Annotated in this window: 11 protein-coding genes; 8 read left to right on the top strand and 3 right to left on the bottom strand. The window is 72.3% G+C overall.

Going from position 1 to position 13,830, the window contains the following annotated elements; translation table 11 throughout:
• Window positions 1-10 precede the first annotated feature (10 nt).
• A complete protein-coding gene (locus ACQPZF_RS22785) occupies window positions 11-715 on the bottom strand; it encodes a helix-turn-helix transcriptional regulator (RefSeq protein ID WP_433260039.1) in 705 nt (234 codons plus the stop codon).
• A 227-nt stretch (window positions 716-942) separates the two neighbouring features.
• On the opposite strand from ACQPZF_RS22785, the gene ACQPZF_RS22780 reads away from it, so the two are divergent.
• The 5 genes from ACQPZF_RS22780 (at window position 943) to ACQPZF_RS22760 (ending at window position 7,691) form a co-directional block, all read left to right on the top strand.
• Window positions 943-4,116: a BTAD domain-containing putative transcriptional regulator gene (locus tag ACQPZF_RS22780; RefSeq protein ID WP_433260038.1), complete on the top strand. Its 3,174-nt coding sequence runs from the start codon at window positions 943-945 to the stop codon at window positions 4,114-4,116.
• A gap of 255 nt (window positions 4,117-4,371) precedes the next feature.
• On the top strand, window positions 4,372-5,247 hold the full coding sequence (locus tag ACQPZF_RS22775; RefSeq protein WP_433260037.1) for a diiron oxygenase: 876 nt from the start codon (window positions 4,372-4,374) through the stop codon (window positions 5,245-5,247).
• Window positions 5,248-5,252: 5 nt separating this feature from the next.
• The gene (locus tag ACQPZF_RS22770) at window positions 5,253-6,194 is read left to right on the top strand and encodes a hypothetical protein (protein ID WP_433260036.1); all 942 of its coding nucleotides are present in this window, start codon (window positions 5,253-5,255) and stop codon (window positions 6,192-6,194) included.
• Between the two features lies 1 nt (window position 6,195).
• Window positions 6,196-6,840: a 4'-phosphopantetheinyl transferase superfamily protein gene (locus tag ACQPZF_RS22765; RefSeq protein WP_433260035.1), complete on the top strand. Its 645-nt coding sequence runs from the start codon at window positions 6,196-6,198 to the stop codon at window positions 6,838-6,840.
• Entirely contained in the window at window positions 6,837-7,691 is an 855-nt protein-coding gene (locus ACQPZF_RS22760) for an SAM-dependent methyltransferase (protein WP_433260034.1), read from the top strand. Before ACQPZF_RS22765 ends, ACQPZF_RS22760 begins: the two co-directional genes overlap by 4 nt.
• 45 nt (window positions 7,692-7,736) lie before the next feature.
• On the opposite strand, the gene ACQPZF_RS22755 is transcribed toward ACQPZF_RS22760, so the two are convergent.
• Window positions 7,737-10,850, bottom strand: a complete 3,114-nt coding sequence (locus tag ACQPZF_RS22755) for an amidohydrolase family protein (protein WP_433260033.1) — start codon at window positions 10,848-10,850, stop codon at window positions 7,737-7,739.
• Window positions 10,851-11,150: 300 nt separating this feature from the next.
• Between ACQPZF_RS22755 and ACQPZF_RS22750 the strand changes: the two genes are divergently transcribed.
• The 3 genes from ACQPZF_RS22750 to ACQPZF_RS22740 are packed head-to-tail and all read left to right on the top strand — an operon-like array spanning window position 11,151 to window position 12,729.
• Window positions 11,151-11,747 (top strand): hypothetical protein, encoded by a 597-nt coding sequence (locus ACQPZF_RS22750; RefSeq protein ID WP_433260032.1) that lies wholly within the window; start codon window positions 11,151-11,153, stop codon window positions 11,745-11,747.
• 58 nt (window positions 11,748-11,805) lie between these two features.
• On the top strand, window positions 11,806-12,276 hold the full coding sequence (locus ACQPZF_RS22745; protein WP_433260031.1) for an RrF2 family transcriptional regulator: 471 nt from the start codon (window positions 11,806-11,808) through the stop codon (window positions 12,274-12,276).
• Between the two features lie 57 nt (window positions 12,277-12,333).
• A complete protein-coding gene (locus ACQPZF_RS22740; protein ID WP_433260030.1) occupies window positions 12,334-12,729 on the top strand; it encodes a RidA family protein in 396 nt (131 codons plus the stop codon).
• Window positions 12,730-12,837: 108 nt separating this feature from the next.
• Here ACQPZF_RS22740 and ACQPZF_RS22735 read toward each other — a convergent pair whose 3' ends face one another.
• Window positions 12,838-13,548, bottom strand: coding sequence for a lysostaphin resistance A-like protein (locus tag ACQPZF_RS22735; protein ID WP_433260029.1), 711 nt, complete (start codon window positions 13,546-13,548; stop codon window positions 12,838-12,840).
• Between the last annotated feature and the right edge of the window lie 282 nt (window positions 13,549-13,830).

Genomic DNA, 13,830 nt, shown 5'->3' with positions numbered 1-13,830 from the left:
CGACCCTGGATCAGGCGTCGACCGGGACTAATCGGTCGTCGGGCTGGAGCCGGACCCGGCGGTGGCCGCCGGCGTTCGGTTCCAGCCAGCTCGACTCGGCCGCCCGGAAGCCCAGCTCGAACCGGCTGCGCGCGCCCACCAGGTCCATCAGCACGTTCACGTACCGCCGGACGGTGCGGGCGGACACGCCCAGCCGGTCCGCCACCACGTCGTCGGTCATGCCCGCGACGAGGCAGCGCAGGATGGACCGCTCGAAGTCGCCCGGCTCGCCGCTGACCAGCGCCCACGGCGCCGCCGAGGCCCAGCGCGGCGCGAACGACTCGACCATCGCGGCGATCACCGACGGCGCGGTCACCACTACCAGGACGCCCGTCGACCGGGCGCGGTCCGTGCCCACGACCACCAGCCTGCGGTCGATCAGCAGCGTGTCGTGCAGCCGGTCGGCGGCGACCTTCACCTGCACGCCCCGCCTGATCAGCTCCCTGATCCGGTCGCGCGCGAGGTCGTCCGGCGGCGCGCAGAGCAGGCGGACCCGGATCTCCGGCCGGTCCGCGACCTCCCGGACGGCCTCGGTGAGGCTGCCGGCGACACCGGGCGTGGCGCCGGTGACGGTCGACAGCACCTCCCGGCGGGCTCCCCGGCAGATGTCCAGCAGCCGCGCGTGCTCGACCTGCCCCGATGTCCCGAACTCGTCGCGCCGATTCCCGATGATCACGGAATGCCCCCCTGTGGCGTTCGGTTCCCCGCTCCGTCCCGGTCAAGCTGTCGGAATAGTGCTGATGGTCGGTATAGCGTTGGTATGGACCACTCGACGAGTGATGCCGAATCGCGAAATTCCACTTCACCGGGCAACCTGGGGGGCGGGCAACAGTGGAATTCAGGGTTCTCGGTCCACTCGGGACAAAAGAGGGAGAGCGCGAACTGCCACTCGGCGCGCCGAAGGTGCGCAAGCTGCTGGCGCTGCTGCTGTGCCGGCCGCGCGAAGTGGTGCCTGCGAGCGTGCTGATCGACGGGCTCTGGCCGACCGACCCGCCCCGGTCGGCGGCGAAGAACCTCCAGCTCTACGTGCACCAGCTCCGGCGTGCGCTGGGCGACCCGGAACGGGTGGCGCTGCGCAGCCCCGGCTACGTGCTGGAGGTCCACCCGGACGAACTGGACGCGGAGCGGTTCGAGGCGCTGGCGGGCCAGGCCCGCACCGCCTACCAGCGCGGGGACTACGTCGGCGCGGGTTCGCTGGCGCGGCGGGCGATCTCGCTCTGGCGCGGCACGCCGTTCTGCGGACTGGCGGACGAGGTGCGGGTGCTGCACGTGGAAGCCGAGCGGCTGCGCGAGTGCAAGCTCGTCGTGACCAGCATGTGCGTGGAGGCGGAGCTGCGGCTCGGCCGCCACCGCGAGGTGGTGGCCGAACTCCGGGAACTCGTGGCGGAACACCCGCTGCGCGAGGGCCTGCACGCCCAGCTCATGCTCGCGCTGTACCGGTCGGGCCGCCAGGCCGAGGCGCTGGAGGTGTACCGGAAGGTCCGCCGCCTGCTCGCCGACGAACTCGGGCTGGAGCCCGGCGGCGAGATCGGCGAGCTGGCGCAGGCGATCCTGCGGGCCGACCCGAAGCTGGACCTGGTGACGCGGGACGCCGCGCCCGCGCGGCCCACCCAGTTGCCGCCCGGCGTCGCCACGTTCACCGGACGGGACGCGGCCCTGCGCGACCTCGACGCGGCGGCGGACCGCGACGGGGTGCCGGTCATCGTCGTCGCGGGCACGGCCGGCGTCGGCAAGACCGCGCTCGCCCTGCACTGGGCGCACCGGGCGCTGCACCGGTTCCCGGACGGCCAGCTCTACGTGAACATGCACGGGTACGCGCCCGCCGCGGCGGTGTCGGCCGGTGAGGCGCTGATCCGGTTCCTCCGCGCGCTGGGCATCCCCGCCGACCGGATGCCCGCCCACCTGGACGAGCTGACCGCGTTGTTCCGGTCCACCATCGGCGGCCGGCGGATGCTGATCCTGCTCGACAACGCCGCCTCGGTGGAGCAGGTGCGCCCGCTGTTCCCCGGCACGCGGGGCAGCGCCGTGCTGATCACCAGCCGGGACGACCTGCGCGGGCTGGCCGTCACCAACGACGCCGCTGTGTCGTGCCTGGACGTGCTCACCACGGGCGAGTCCGTGATGCTGCTCGAACGGGTCGTCGGCGCGGCGCGGGTCGAGGCCGAGAGACCGGCCGCGGTGGAACTCATCACGCTGTGCGCCCGCCTCCCGCTGGCGCTGCGCGTCGCCTCCGCCGGGCTGTCCTCCGGCCAGGAGCAGTCGATCGCGGACTGCGTCGCGCGGCTGCGGGCGGCGGACCGGCTGGACCGGCTGAGCGTGGCCGGCGACTCGGCGACCGCGGTCCGGGCGACCTTCGACCTGTCCTACCGGACGCTCGACCCGGCCGTGCGGGCGTTGTTCCGGCTGCTCGGCGTGGTCAAGACGCCCGACTTCCCGGTGCACGCCGCCGCCGCCCTGCTGGGCGTGGGCTACGGGCGAGCGCGGCGACTGCTCGCGGAACTGGTCGGGACGCACCTGGTGGAGGTGGACGGGAACGACCGCTACCACTTCCACGACCTGCTGCGGCTCTACGCCGCCGAACGGGCGGCGGCCGAGGACGGCGCGGACGAGCGCGCGGCGGCCCGCGCGCGGCTGTTCGACTGGTACCTCGACCTGGCCGCCGCCGCGACCGCCCGGCTCACCCCGCACGTGCTCCGGCTGACCCGGGCCGACCGGGCGGCCGGGGCCCCGGTGGTCGACTTCGAGGAGGACACCGGCGCGCTGGCCTGGCTGGAGGCCGAGCGCGCCAACCTCGTCGCGGTGGTCCGCGACGCCGCCGAGCACGGGCCGCGCCGGATCGCGTGGCAGCTCGCCGACGTGCTGCGGGGCTACTTCTGGCTGCGGCGGTACGCGGCCGAGTGGCTCGCCGTCGCCCGGATCGCGGCGGAGTCGGCCATCGCGGACGGGTCGGCGCACGGCCGGATCGCGGCCGAGCAGAGCCTGGGGCAGGCGTACCGCAGCATCGGCGACTACCCGAGGTCGATCGTGCACTACACCGCCGCCATCGACCTCGCGGAGGCCGCGGGCTGGGCCGAGGCGGAAGCGGCGGCGAGGGGCAACGTCAGCGGCGTGTACTGGGAACTGGGCAGGCTGGACGAGGCCATGGTCGAACTCACCCGGACCATCCGGCTCAACCGGCGGACCGGCTGGCAGGCGGGCCTGGGCACGAACCTGCACAACCTCGGCACGCTGTGCCGCGAGCTGGGCAGACCGCGCGAGGCCGTGGAGCACCTCACCCGGGCGCTGGCGACGCACGAGGCGCTCGGCTCGACCAGCGGCGCCGCGCACGCCCACACCAGCATGGGCGAGGCCCTGTTCGACCTCGGCCGGCTGGCCGACGCCCGGCGTCACCTGCGGCACGGGCTGCGGCTGCACCAGGAGACCGGCGGGCGGTACGGGCAGGTCACCGCGCTCACCTGCCTGACCGCCCTGCACGCCGAGACCGGCGAGCCCGACCGGGCGGCCGAGTACGGCACGGCGGCCGTCGAACTGGCCCGGGAGACCGGCGACCGGCGGACCGAGGCGTCGGCGCTGGCCGTGCTGGCGTCGGTCGGTGTGCCGAGCGGGCTGTCGTCCGCGCCGAGGTTGCCCGCCGAGCGGGCGCTCCGGCTGGCCAGGGAGATCAACTACCCGAGAGCGGAGACCGAAGGTCTGCTGGCGCTCGCGGACGTCGACCTCCGGCTCGGCCGGCCGCACACCGCGCTGATGAACGCCGAAGCCGCGCTGGAATCGGCCGAACGGCACTCCTTCCACCTGCTGACCGCGCGGGCCCGGATGATCCTCGCGTCGGCGAACCTCGAACTGGACCGCCACGACGAAGCCCGCAAGCACGCCGAGGCCGCGCTGGACAGCCACCGCCACACCGGCAACGTCATCGGCGAGGGCCGGACGCTGGGCATCCTGGGCCGGATCGCACGCCACGCCGACGGCCCGTCCGCCGCCGGATGTCTGCTGCGCCAGGCGCTCGACGTGCTCGCGGACACCGGATCGGTCGAGGTGCGCCGGTTGACCGCCGTGTTGCGGGACTGTCCGGTGTGACGGGTTCCGGCGCGGCGGTTGACCGCCGGGTTGTGGGATTGCCCGGTGTGACGGGTTCCGGCGCGGCGGGTGACCGCCGTGGTGTGGGATTGCCCGGCGTGACCGGTCCAGGTGCGGCGGTTGGTCGCCGGGTTGCGGACTGCCGGGTGTGACCGGTCGAGGCCACGCCCGTTGTGGACATTGAGGGGTGCCGGCGCGCTGCCTAGTGTCGGTCGCAGCACCAGAATTCCTTGTGCGGATGGGGGAATCCCTCTCATGATCAGCGATCTCATCGACCAGGACGACCGGTTCCGCGGCATCCTCGACCGGCTGTCGTCGAAGTCGGTCGACGACTACTACAACCCCTACCGGCTCTTCGAGTGGCCGGACGCCCTGCCCGAGCACATGTGGTGGATGAGCCCCGAGCTGACCACCACGTACGGCACGGAGGTGGCGGAGTCGTTGAGCGAGGAGCAGTTGTTCGCGCTGTCCCGCTTCGAGAGCGTGAACTTCTACAGCCTCAACGTGCACGGCATCCGCGAACTGCTCATCGAGGTGGTCAAGCGGATCCACACGACGGGTTTCGAGACGCCGTCGGAGTTCTTCCACCACTTCATCGGTGAGGAGAACGAGCACATGTGGTTCTTCGCGGAGTTCTGCCTCCGCTACGCCGGGCGGATCTACCGCTCACCCGGCGGCGGCGTGGCGGTGCCGACGTCGTCCTCGTCCAAAGTGGAGAGCCTGCTGGTCTTCACCCGCATCCTGATCTTCGAGGAGCTGGTCGACCACTACAACGCCAAGATGGCGGTGGACGACCGGCTGCACGAGACGATCCGCGCCATCAACCGGATCCACCACCAGGACGAGTCCCGGCACATCGCGTTCGGCCGCGAGCTGGTCGAGCTGCTGTTCGACGACTTCAAGCGGACCGCGACGGAGGAGGAGCTGGCCGAGGTCTCGGCCTACCTCCGCCGCTACATGACCTACAGCTTCGAGTCGCTGGTCAACCCGCAGGTCTACCGCGACGCGGGCATCGAGCAGCCGCTCGAACTGCGCCGCGCGCTGCTGGACTCGCCGGCCCTCGCGGAGGCGGAGCAGCGCGTGTTCCGCAAGACGGCCAAGTACCTCCGGAAGACCGGGATCATCCGATGACGAGGATGACCGGTGTGGCCGGCGCGGACGCGCTCGCCATCCTCGGCCCGCCCGAGACGGCGCTGGTCCGCGAGCTGGACCGGACGTTCGCAAGCTGGGGCGCCGCCGCGGGCGCGGACGAGATCAGCGCGCCGCCGCTGTACCCGGTGAGCGACCTGGAGAAGTTCGACGTCTACACCAACTTCCCGCAGCTCGCCCTGGTCGCGGGTCCGCTGGAGCCGGCCGGGCGCGGCGCGCTGGAGGTCGGTGGGCAGGCGGGTGGCGGGCAGGCGGGTGGCGCGCTGGAGGTCGGTGGGCAGGCGGGCGGCGCGAAACCGGTCGGCGGGCGGTTCGGCGCGGCGGACCTGCGGGAGGCCGTGTACGGGCTGCCGCACGCGACCTGCTTCGGCGTCTACCTCTACCACGAGGGCACCCGCGTCGACCGGTCCACCGTGGTCACGCTGGTGAACCGCTGCTTCCGCAACGAGGAGCGCTACGGCGGACTGCGCAGGCTGGCCGCGTTCGAGATGCGGGAGATCGTCGCGCTGGGCGGCTACGACCACACCCAGCGGGTGATCGCGGACTTCACCGCGCGGATCGAGGGGTTCGGCCGCGCGCTCGGCCTCCCGCTGGCCAAGGTCGCCGCCGTCGACCCGTTCTTCGCGGCGGACGACCCGCGTGCGCTGATGCAGCGCCTCGGCCCGGTCAAGTTCGAGTTCCAGCACGGCGACCTGGCCATCGCCTCGGTGAACACCCACCGGAACTTCTTCGGCGAGCGGTGCGACATCCGGCTGAGCGACACCGGCGAGCACGCGTACACCGGCTGCGTCGCCTTCGGGCTGGAGCGCTGGCTGACCGTGTTGACCGACCTGCACGGCGGCGACGTGCGGGCGGCGCACGCGGCGGTGTCCGAAGCGGCGCGCGAGCTGTCGCCCGGAGCGCCGGTTCCGACCGGACGGGCGTCGTGACATGCCGATCGGTCGGATCGGTGTCGACATCGTGCCGCTCGACCGCGTGCGCGGCCTGATCGCCGGCGTGGCGCTGCGGCGCATGCTGTCCGAGTCGGAGTTCCGCCTCTCGTCCACTTCGGACGGACTGGACCCGTCGGGCATCGCGGGGCGGATCGCGGCCAAGGAAGCGGTCTTCAAGCTGTTCCACGTCTCCGGGCAGCCGATGCCCTGGCTCACCACGGAGATCCTGAAAGGGCCCGGCGGCTGGCCGGAAGTGCGGCTCAGCGGCCGGGCCGCCCGCCTCGCGGAACGGGCGGGCATCCGGCACATCGCCATCAGCATCACCCACGACGAGTCGTGCGCCATCGCGGTCGCGGCTTCCGTCGCACCTGACCGAGCACTGCCGAGGGGAGTGGACATGCCGACACCGGGTATCGACAAGGTCCGGGACTGGATTCTCGGACGGCACCCGGAGCGCACCGAGATCGGACCGGACGAGAACCTCATCGAGAGCCGTCTGGTCGACTCGCTGTCCTTCGTGGAGCTGGTCTACGTGATCGAGGACGCCAGCGGGGTCGAGATGGACTTCGACCGCATCGACCTGGCCGACTTCCAGTCGGTCTCGGCGATCGACCGGGCGTTCTTCACGCGGGGGGAGGGATGAGCATGCAGCCCACGACCGAGCCGGCCATGCCCGCGGTGTCGTTCACCGCGCAGTGGATGGCCGCGGCGCGCGCGGTGGAGTCGGAACGGCCGGACGCGATGTTCGTCGACCCGCTGGCCCGCGACCTCGCCGCACCGCGCGGCTTCGAGATGGTCGACCGGTACGCGGGCGGCGGTTTGCTGCCGTTCATCTCGATCCGCACCAAGTTCCTGGACGACAGCGTGTCGGAGCTGCGCCCCGGGGACGGCGTAGAACAGGTGGTGCTGATCGCGGCGGGCATGGACACCAGGGCGTTCCGGCTCGACTGGCCGGCCGGCGTCGTGGTGTACGAAGTGGACCACGGCCCGCTCATCGAGGAGAAGCAGCGGCGGCTGGACCTGCTCGGCGCGCAACCCCGCACCGAGCGCCGGACGGTGTCGGTCGACCTCACCGAGCGGTGGCTGCCGGACCTCGTCCAGGCCGGGTTCGACCCGGCGCGGCCGACGCTGTGGATCGCGGAGGCGCTGACGTTCTTCCTCACCGCGGAACAGGCGGCGGACCTGCTGACCACGCTGGGCGGCGCGTCCGCGCCCGGCAGCAGGCTGGCTTTGGACATCCTGGGCCGAGGGCTGTTGCGCAGCCCGTTCTCCCAGCGGTTCCTGGACAACCTGCGCGCCGACGGCACACCGTGGATCTTCGGCACCGACGAGCCGGAGAAGTTCCTGGCGGACAACGGCTGGCGGGTGCGGGACGTGCTGGAGCCCGGCCGGCCGGGCGCGGGCGGCAGCCGCTGGCCCTACGAGGTGCAGCCGCGGGATCGGCGCGGCGCGTCCCGGCTGTGGCTCATCCGCGCCGAGATCGCGGACCGCTGACGACCGGCGCCGGGATGGGCGGGCGTGCCCATCCCGGCACCGTGGTCAGAACGGGCCGCAGCAGACGTGGGCCGACCACTCGGGCTCGTGCCACCAGTGCTCGTGGTCGTGCGCGGCGGAAGCCAGGGGCGCCAACGCTTCCCGTTGTGCCGTGGGCGGTGCCTGGCGGAACGGTTCGAGGAGTTCATCGACCCGGTGCAGCACACCGCCCACCATCACCCGGCGCACGGCGGCGGCGGCCCGGATGTCGGCCAGCGGATTGCCCGCGACGAGTGACAGGTCGGCGTGCGCGCCGGGGCGCAGCGTGCCGAGCCGGCCCGACAGCCCCAGCCACGCCGCCGGGTTCCGGGTGGCGGTGATCAGCGCTTCGCGCGGGGTGAAGCCGAACTCCACCATGGCCCGGAGGTTCTGGTGGGTCGACGTCCCGATCGCGTCCAGCGGCGCGTCGGTCCCGGAGATGACCAGCCCGCCGGCGCGGTGGACGCGCAGCACCAGGTCGACCCAGCCTGCCAGGACGTCGCGCGACCACGGGGACGCCGGGGTGCCCGCCGCGTTCGCGTCGGCGACGTACCGTTCGTACTCCCACGGCGGGAACAGCACGCGGGTGCGTTCGTCGGTCACCAGCGACTTGTCGTCGGCGTACAGCGCGCGAGCCTGGAACAGGGTGGGTGTCACGGACATGCCGGACTTCACGAACAGGTCGACCACGTCCTGGTAGGCGTGCCCGGTGCGGCTGATGGTGTGCGAGTAGCCGAGCCGGTTGGTGGCCCCGACGTGCTCCATGCCGTCCATGCCGATGTTCGCGGCGGGGTAGAGGTAGTGCGACGACAGGGGGATACCCGCGCGGTGTGCGGCGGTGACGGTGGCCTGCTGGAGTTCGACGGGCAGCCGCACGTAGGTCTTGACCATGTCGTAGTCGAGTTCGAGCGCCCGCTTCAGCTCCAGGTCGAGCTGTTCGCGGGACAGCGTGGGGCGCATGAAGTTGTAGTAGACGCGGGAGCCGTCGATCGCCTCGCCGGTGCCGAAGAACCGCGGCCCCACCAGGGTTCCGGCCGCCAGCGCTTCCCTGGTCTCGACCAACTGGTACGCCGGGTCGCCGGGTGAGCGGGTGGTCGTGATGCCGTACGACAGCCACAGCCTGCCTTGCCGCGCACCCCATTGGCGGCCACGCAGGTGCCAGTGGTTGTGCGCGTCGATCAGTCCCGGCATGGCTACGAGGTCCTGCGCGTCGACCACGCTTTCTCCCGGTGCCGCGCGGTGCGGGCGGATTTCCTGGACGCGGCCCCGTTCCACCACGATGTCCACGTCGTGCCGCAGGCCGTCGGACTCGCCGTCCCACACCGCGCCGGCGTGGATGATCGTGCGCTGCGGCGCTTTCGGCCGGTGCCAGTGGAAATCGAGCCGGATGGTCCGCGCCGGGCCGCCGTCGAGGGGGATTCTCCGCAGCCTGCCGTTGCACAGGTACACCAAGGCGTCCGACCCGCACCACGCCAGTGAGTCGGTCACCTCGTGCGTGACCTGACGCGGGTCGCCGAGGAACCGGCCCGACCCGTCGACCGCGACCACCCACGCCACGCTCTCCACGACGAACGCGAGCTGCCGCCCGTCCGGCGACCACACCGGACCGTCGTCACCCCGGGTCGCGATCGAGCGGAACGGCATCGGCTCGGTGTAGCGGAGTTCGCCGCCGACCAGGTCGACGGTGAGGACCTGGCTGGTGCCTTCGCGGAAGCGGCGGGAGAACGGCTTGACCGCCGCGAGCGCCAGCACCGTGCCGTCCGCCGACCAGGTGGGCCTGCCCGGCATGAACAGCGGCGGCGTGACCTGCCGCCGGTTCCCGGTCGGCACGTCGAGGACCCACACCGCGCCGTCGTGGTCGACGTAGGCGATCCGGGCGCCGTCCGGTGAGAACCGCGGCGCCGTCTGCGCGCCGGCCGTGCCGCTCAACGCGGTGTCCTCACCCGTGACCAGGTTCCGCAACCGCAGCGCGGGCACACCCAGCCGATCACTCGAATACACGATCGAACGCCCGTCCGGGGCGAAGTCGGGGTCCGAGTCGAAATAGGCCCCGTCGGTGAGCTTCCGCGGTTTCCCGCCGGTGATGGGCACGAGGTGAATGGCGTTGAGAGCGCGGAACGCGATCTTCGTGCCGTCCGCCGACACCACCGGACTGGCGATACCACGGACCGGCTTCGACCCTTCGGACTCCAACTCGGCCGCCCGCCGACGCGGTACTCGCGCGGCGACCGGCACGGCCGCTTCGAACGGGATGTCCCGCGCAGTGCCGCCGAGGGTGCGCCGACGGATCGTGCCGTCGGCCGTGTACAGGAAGGAGTCGCCGGTCCACGTCGCGGCGAACCCGAACACATCCTCACCCGTGGTCAGTCGCCGGTCGCCGAGCATCAGATCGGCCGTGCCGCCACGCACGAGCGTGTAGGACGGCGTGCGGCCATCGGGCCCGAACGCCGCGCCGAAGACCCGAGACCCCGCCGGAGCCGTCGCCACGCGGACACGCTCGCCGGTGGCCACGGTGAGCACGTCGACGGCATTCTCGTTGACCGCGAACACGATCCGCTCACCATCCGGGGACCACTGCGGAGCGGCGACCTCGTCCGGCAGCCCGGTCAGGCTGGTGACACCACCGGAAACGACGTCGAGCAACCAGATCCCGTAGCCGCCACCCCGATCACTGGTGAACGCGATCCGCTTGCCATCCGGTGAGAACACGGGCTCACGATGGTCGAACCGCCCCGTGGTGAGCTGACGAGGCTCCCCGCCGCCGACGTCGACCAGGTACAGGTGGAAGTTCCCGTCGCGGTAGGCCTGGAACACGATCGACCGGCCGTCCGGCGCCCAGGAGGGCAGCGTCGCGTCCTGTAAGTCACCGGTCAGCCTGCGCGCCGTGCCACCTTCGGAGGGCACCACCCAGATCGCGGTGACCAGGTCCGTGGCCAGCCACTTGCCGTCCGGTGATCGGGTGACCGAGATGGAAGTGCCCTGGCGGAGCCGCACCGATCCGGCCTCCTGCACCTGATCGGCAATCCCGACGCCCGCGCCGACCCCCGTGGTCACGACCCCCGTGGTCACGACACCCAACGCGGCAGCCACCTGACCGCTGCGCGCCAACAGATCCCGTCGGGACATGTCCTGCGAAGCCATGCGATCGCTCCCCCTTGAGCAGCAGTGAGACCCCGATCACCCACACTGCCACGCGCGGGCATGGTCGCCTAGGCCCGAATCGGCCGATTGAGACGCTGAACGACCGAAGCCGTAAAAGCCAAAAGCGCCAAGAAGCAAAGACCGCCAAGAGCCCAAAGCTCCCGGCGCGACTTGGCATCCGCAAGTGAGAGAACTGCTGCACCGCAAATTGGCCTTCACCCTCTACCGTGACACGGTCCGGTGGTCGGGAACCGAGAGCCTGAGGTAGCCCGCCGGCCGCACGGTGGGAAGGAGACCGCGGTGCAGTTCTCGCGTCCGATCCTGGACGAGATCGTGGCGGGCCGGATCGATCTGGCGTTCCGGCGGTGGCGTCGGCCGGACGTCCGGCCGGGCACGCGGATCACGACTGCCGTCGGTGTCATCGGGGTCGGTGAGGTGGCTGTCGTGGAAGAGGCCGCCGTGACGGACGACGAGGTGGCGCGCGCCGGGTTCGGCGGTCGGGACGAGTTCCTGGCGAGCCTGCGGCCGGGTCCGGACCGGCGGCTCTACCGGGTGGAGGTGCGGTTCGTCGGCGTCGACCCGCGGATCGCGTTGCGGGACCGGGCCGAGGTCGACGAGGCCGAGTTGGCCGAGGTCGTCGCGGGGTTGCGCCGGCTGGACGCGCGGAGCGGGCGGGGCGCGTGGACCGGCGCGGTGCTCGCGCTGATCGCCGAACGTCCGGGGGTGCGGGCGGCGGAGTTGGCCGCGGCGGTCGGTCGGGAGGTGCTGCGGTTCAAGTCGGACGTGCGCACGCTCAAGGCCCGCGGGCTCACCGAGAGCCTGGGCACCGGCTACCGCCTCTCGGCGCGTGGGGAGCGGGTGCTCGAACACCTCCGGGCCGGTACGGGGGACGGGTGACCCGAGCGGTGTCGCCACCGGCTTGCGGAAGGTAATCCTGGACATCTAATGTCCAGATATGCGCATGAGCGAGGGCGTCGAGTGGGCGGTGCACTGCTGCCTGAACCTCGCGTGGACCGGGGCGGAGCACGCGGTCAGCGCCGCTCGGCTGGCCGCCTACTACGAACTGCCCTCCGCCTACCTCAACAAGCAGTTGCAGGCGCTGGCCCGGGACGGGATCGTGGCCTCCACGCCGGGGCCGCGGGGCGGGTTCCGGCTGGCCCGCGCCCCCGAGTCGATCACGTTGCTGGACGTGGTGACCGCGATCGAGGGGCCCCGGCCCGCCTTCCGGTGCGCCGAAATCCGGCGACGGGGGCCGGGCGCCGACCCGGCGGACGAGACCCGGTGCGCGGTCGACCAGGCGATGGGGCAGGCGGACCTGGCCTGGCGCAGGGAACTGGCCGGGCGGACCCTGGGCGACGTCATGGCCGGTGTCGAGCGCACGGCCCCCGCGGTGCCCGAACGGGTCCACCGCTGGTTCACGACCTGAGCGCCGGCCGCCCGATCGGTCGCCGCCGAGACACTCCACGTTCCGAGAGGACAACCCGTGCCGCACGACATCGTCAACCCCGAGGGCCTGCACGACCCGGTGGGCTTCGGCTACAGCCACATCGCCACCACGTCCGGCGACCTGGTGTTCATCGCCGGGCAGTACGGTTCCGGGCCGGACGGCCAGGTCATGTCCGACGACTTCGCCGACCAGGTCCGCCGGTCGCTGGCCAACCTGGACACCGCGCTGCGCGCCGTCGGGCTGGACTTCAGCCACGTCGTCCGGCTCGGCAGCTACATCGTCGACCACGACGAGGCCAAGCTGGAGGTCTGGTCACGGGCGGTCGGGGAGATCTGGGGCGCCAAGCCGCCCGCGCAGACCCTGCTCGGAGTGGCCACGCTCGCCCTGCCCGGCATGAAGTTCGAAGTGGACGCGGTCGCCGCCCGCCCCTAGATCGTGGTTCCGCCTCCCGAACGCGGCCCAGCCGTCCGGGGTGGCCGGCACGAGCCGGTGCCGGCCACTTCGGGGCGACCCGGCGACCCGGCGACGCGGCGACCCGGGTCAGGGCAGGGCGCCCATCGTGGTCAGCAGCAGGGCGACGGCAGGCAGGAAGTTGTTCACCTGGTGGGCGACCACGCAGGTCAGCAGGTTGCCGGTGAACACCCTCGCGAGGCCGATCGGCACGGACAGCACGATCAGCAGCGGCGTGCGGAGCAGTTCCAGGTGCGCCACCGAGAACACCACCGTGGTGACCGCGAAGACCACCCAGCGGTTCCAGCGCCAGTGTTCCAAGGCCCGCCACAGCACGCCCCGGAACAGCACCTCCTCGCCCAGCGGCGCCACCAGCCAGACGATCAGGAACGCGATCAGCGCCACCGCCGGGCCCAGCTTCGTGCCCTCGAACGCGTCCCCGACCGCCGATCCGGCGTCGTTGCCCACCCACGCGGACCACAGCGCCGCAGCCGGGATGGTCAGCAGCAGGCCGCCCGCGCCGAACGCCAACCCGTTGCGCAGGTCGCGCCAGTGCCAGGCGAACGCCAGTTCCCGACGCACCCGGCCGGCCCGCGGGCCGCCGCCGAACAAGGCCGTGCCCGCCGCGGCGACCACCGCCGCCAGCGACGTGGGCACCACCAGCAGGGCGATCAGCGGCCACGGCGGCAGCCGGTTGTCGTCCAGCAGCGTCGGGTCGGCGATCGCGAACGGCACGAGCACCAGGAACGCCGCCAGCAGCATCACCAGTTCGGCGACGACGAACACGCCCAGCATCCGCATGCCCGCACCGACGCCGCGACCGGGTGTTCCCGGCCGGGACGGTGGTGGAGCGGGTTTCCCGGGTGGGGTTGGTGACGTCATGTCACCAGCCTGCACGAGGGGAGTGTCCACCGGGTCGCCCATTGCACGCGGATACCCCGTGTTCGGCGGTCCGAACGCGGTCCCGCGCAGCGCCCGGCCGGCGAGTGGGCAGTCGTCACTCTCCGCCACAGACCGCTGCCCTCGTCGCCCGGCGGGGAGGGCGAGGCCGCCGCTCTCGACCACGGGCTGTCGCCCTCGTCG

Source organism: Actinosynnema sp. CS-041913 (assembly GCF_050942485.1).
In the GTDB taxonomy this organism is placed as follows: Bacteria; Actinomycetota; Actinomycetes; order Mycobacteriales; family Pseudonocardiaceae; genus Actinosynnema.
Note: the sequence above shows the minus strand (reverse complement) of the source record. Positions and strands in the feature narration are given on the sequence as shown.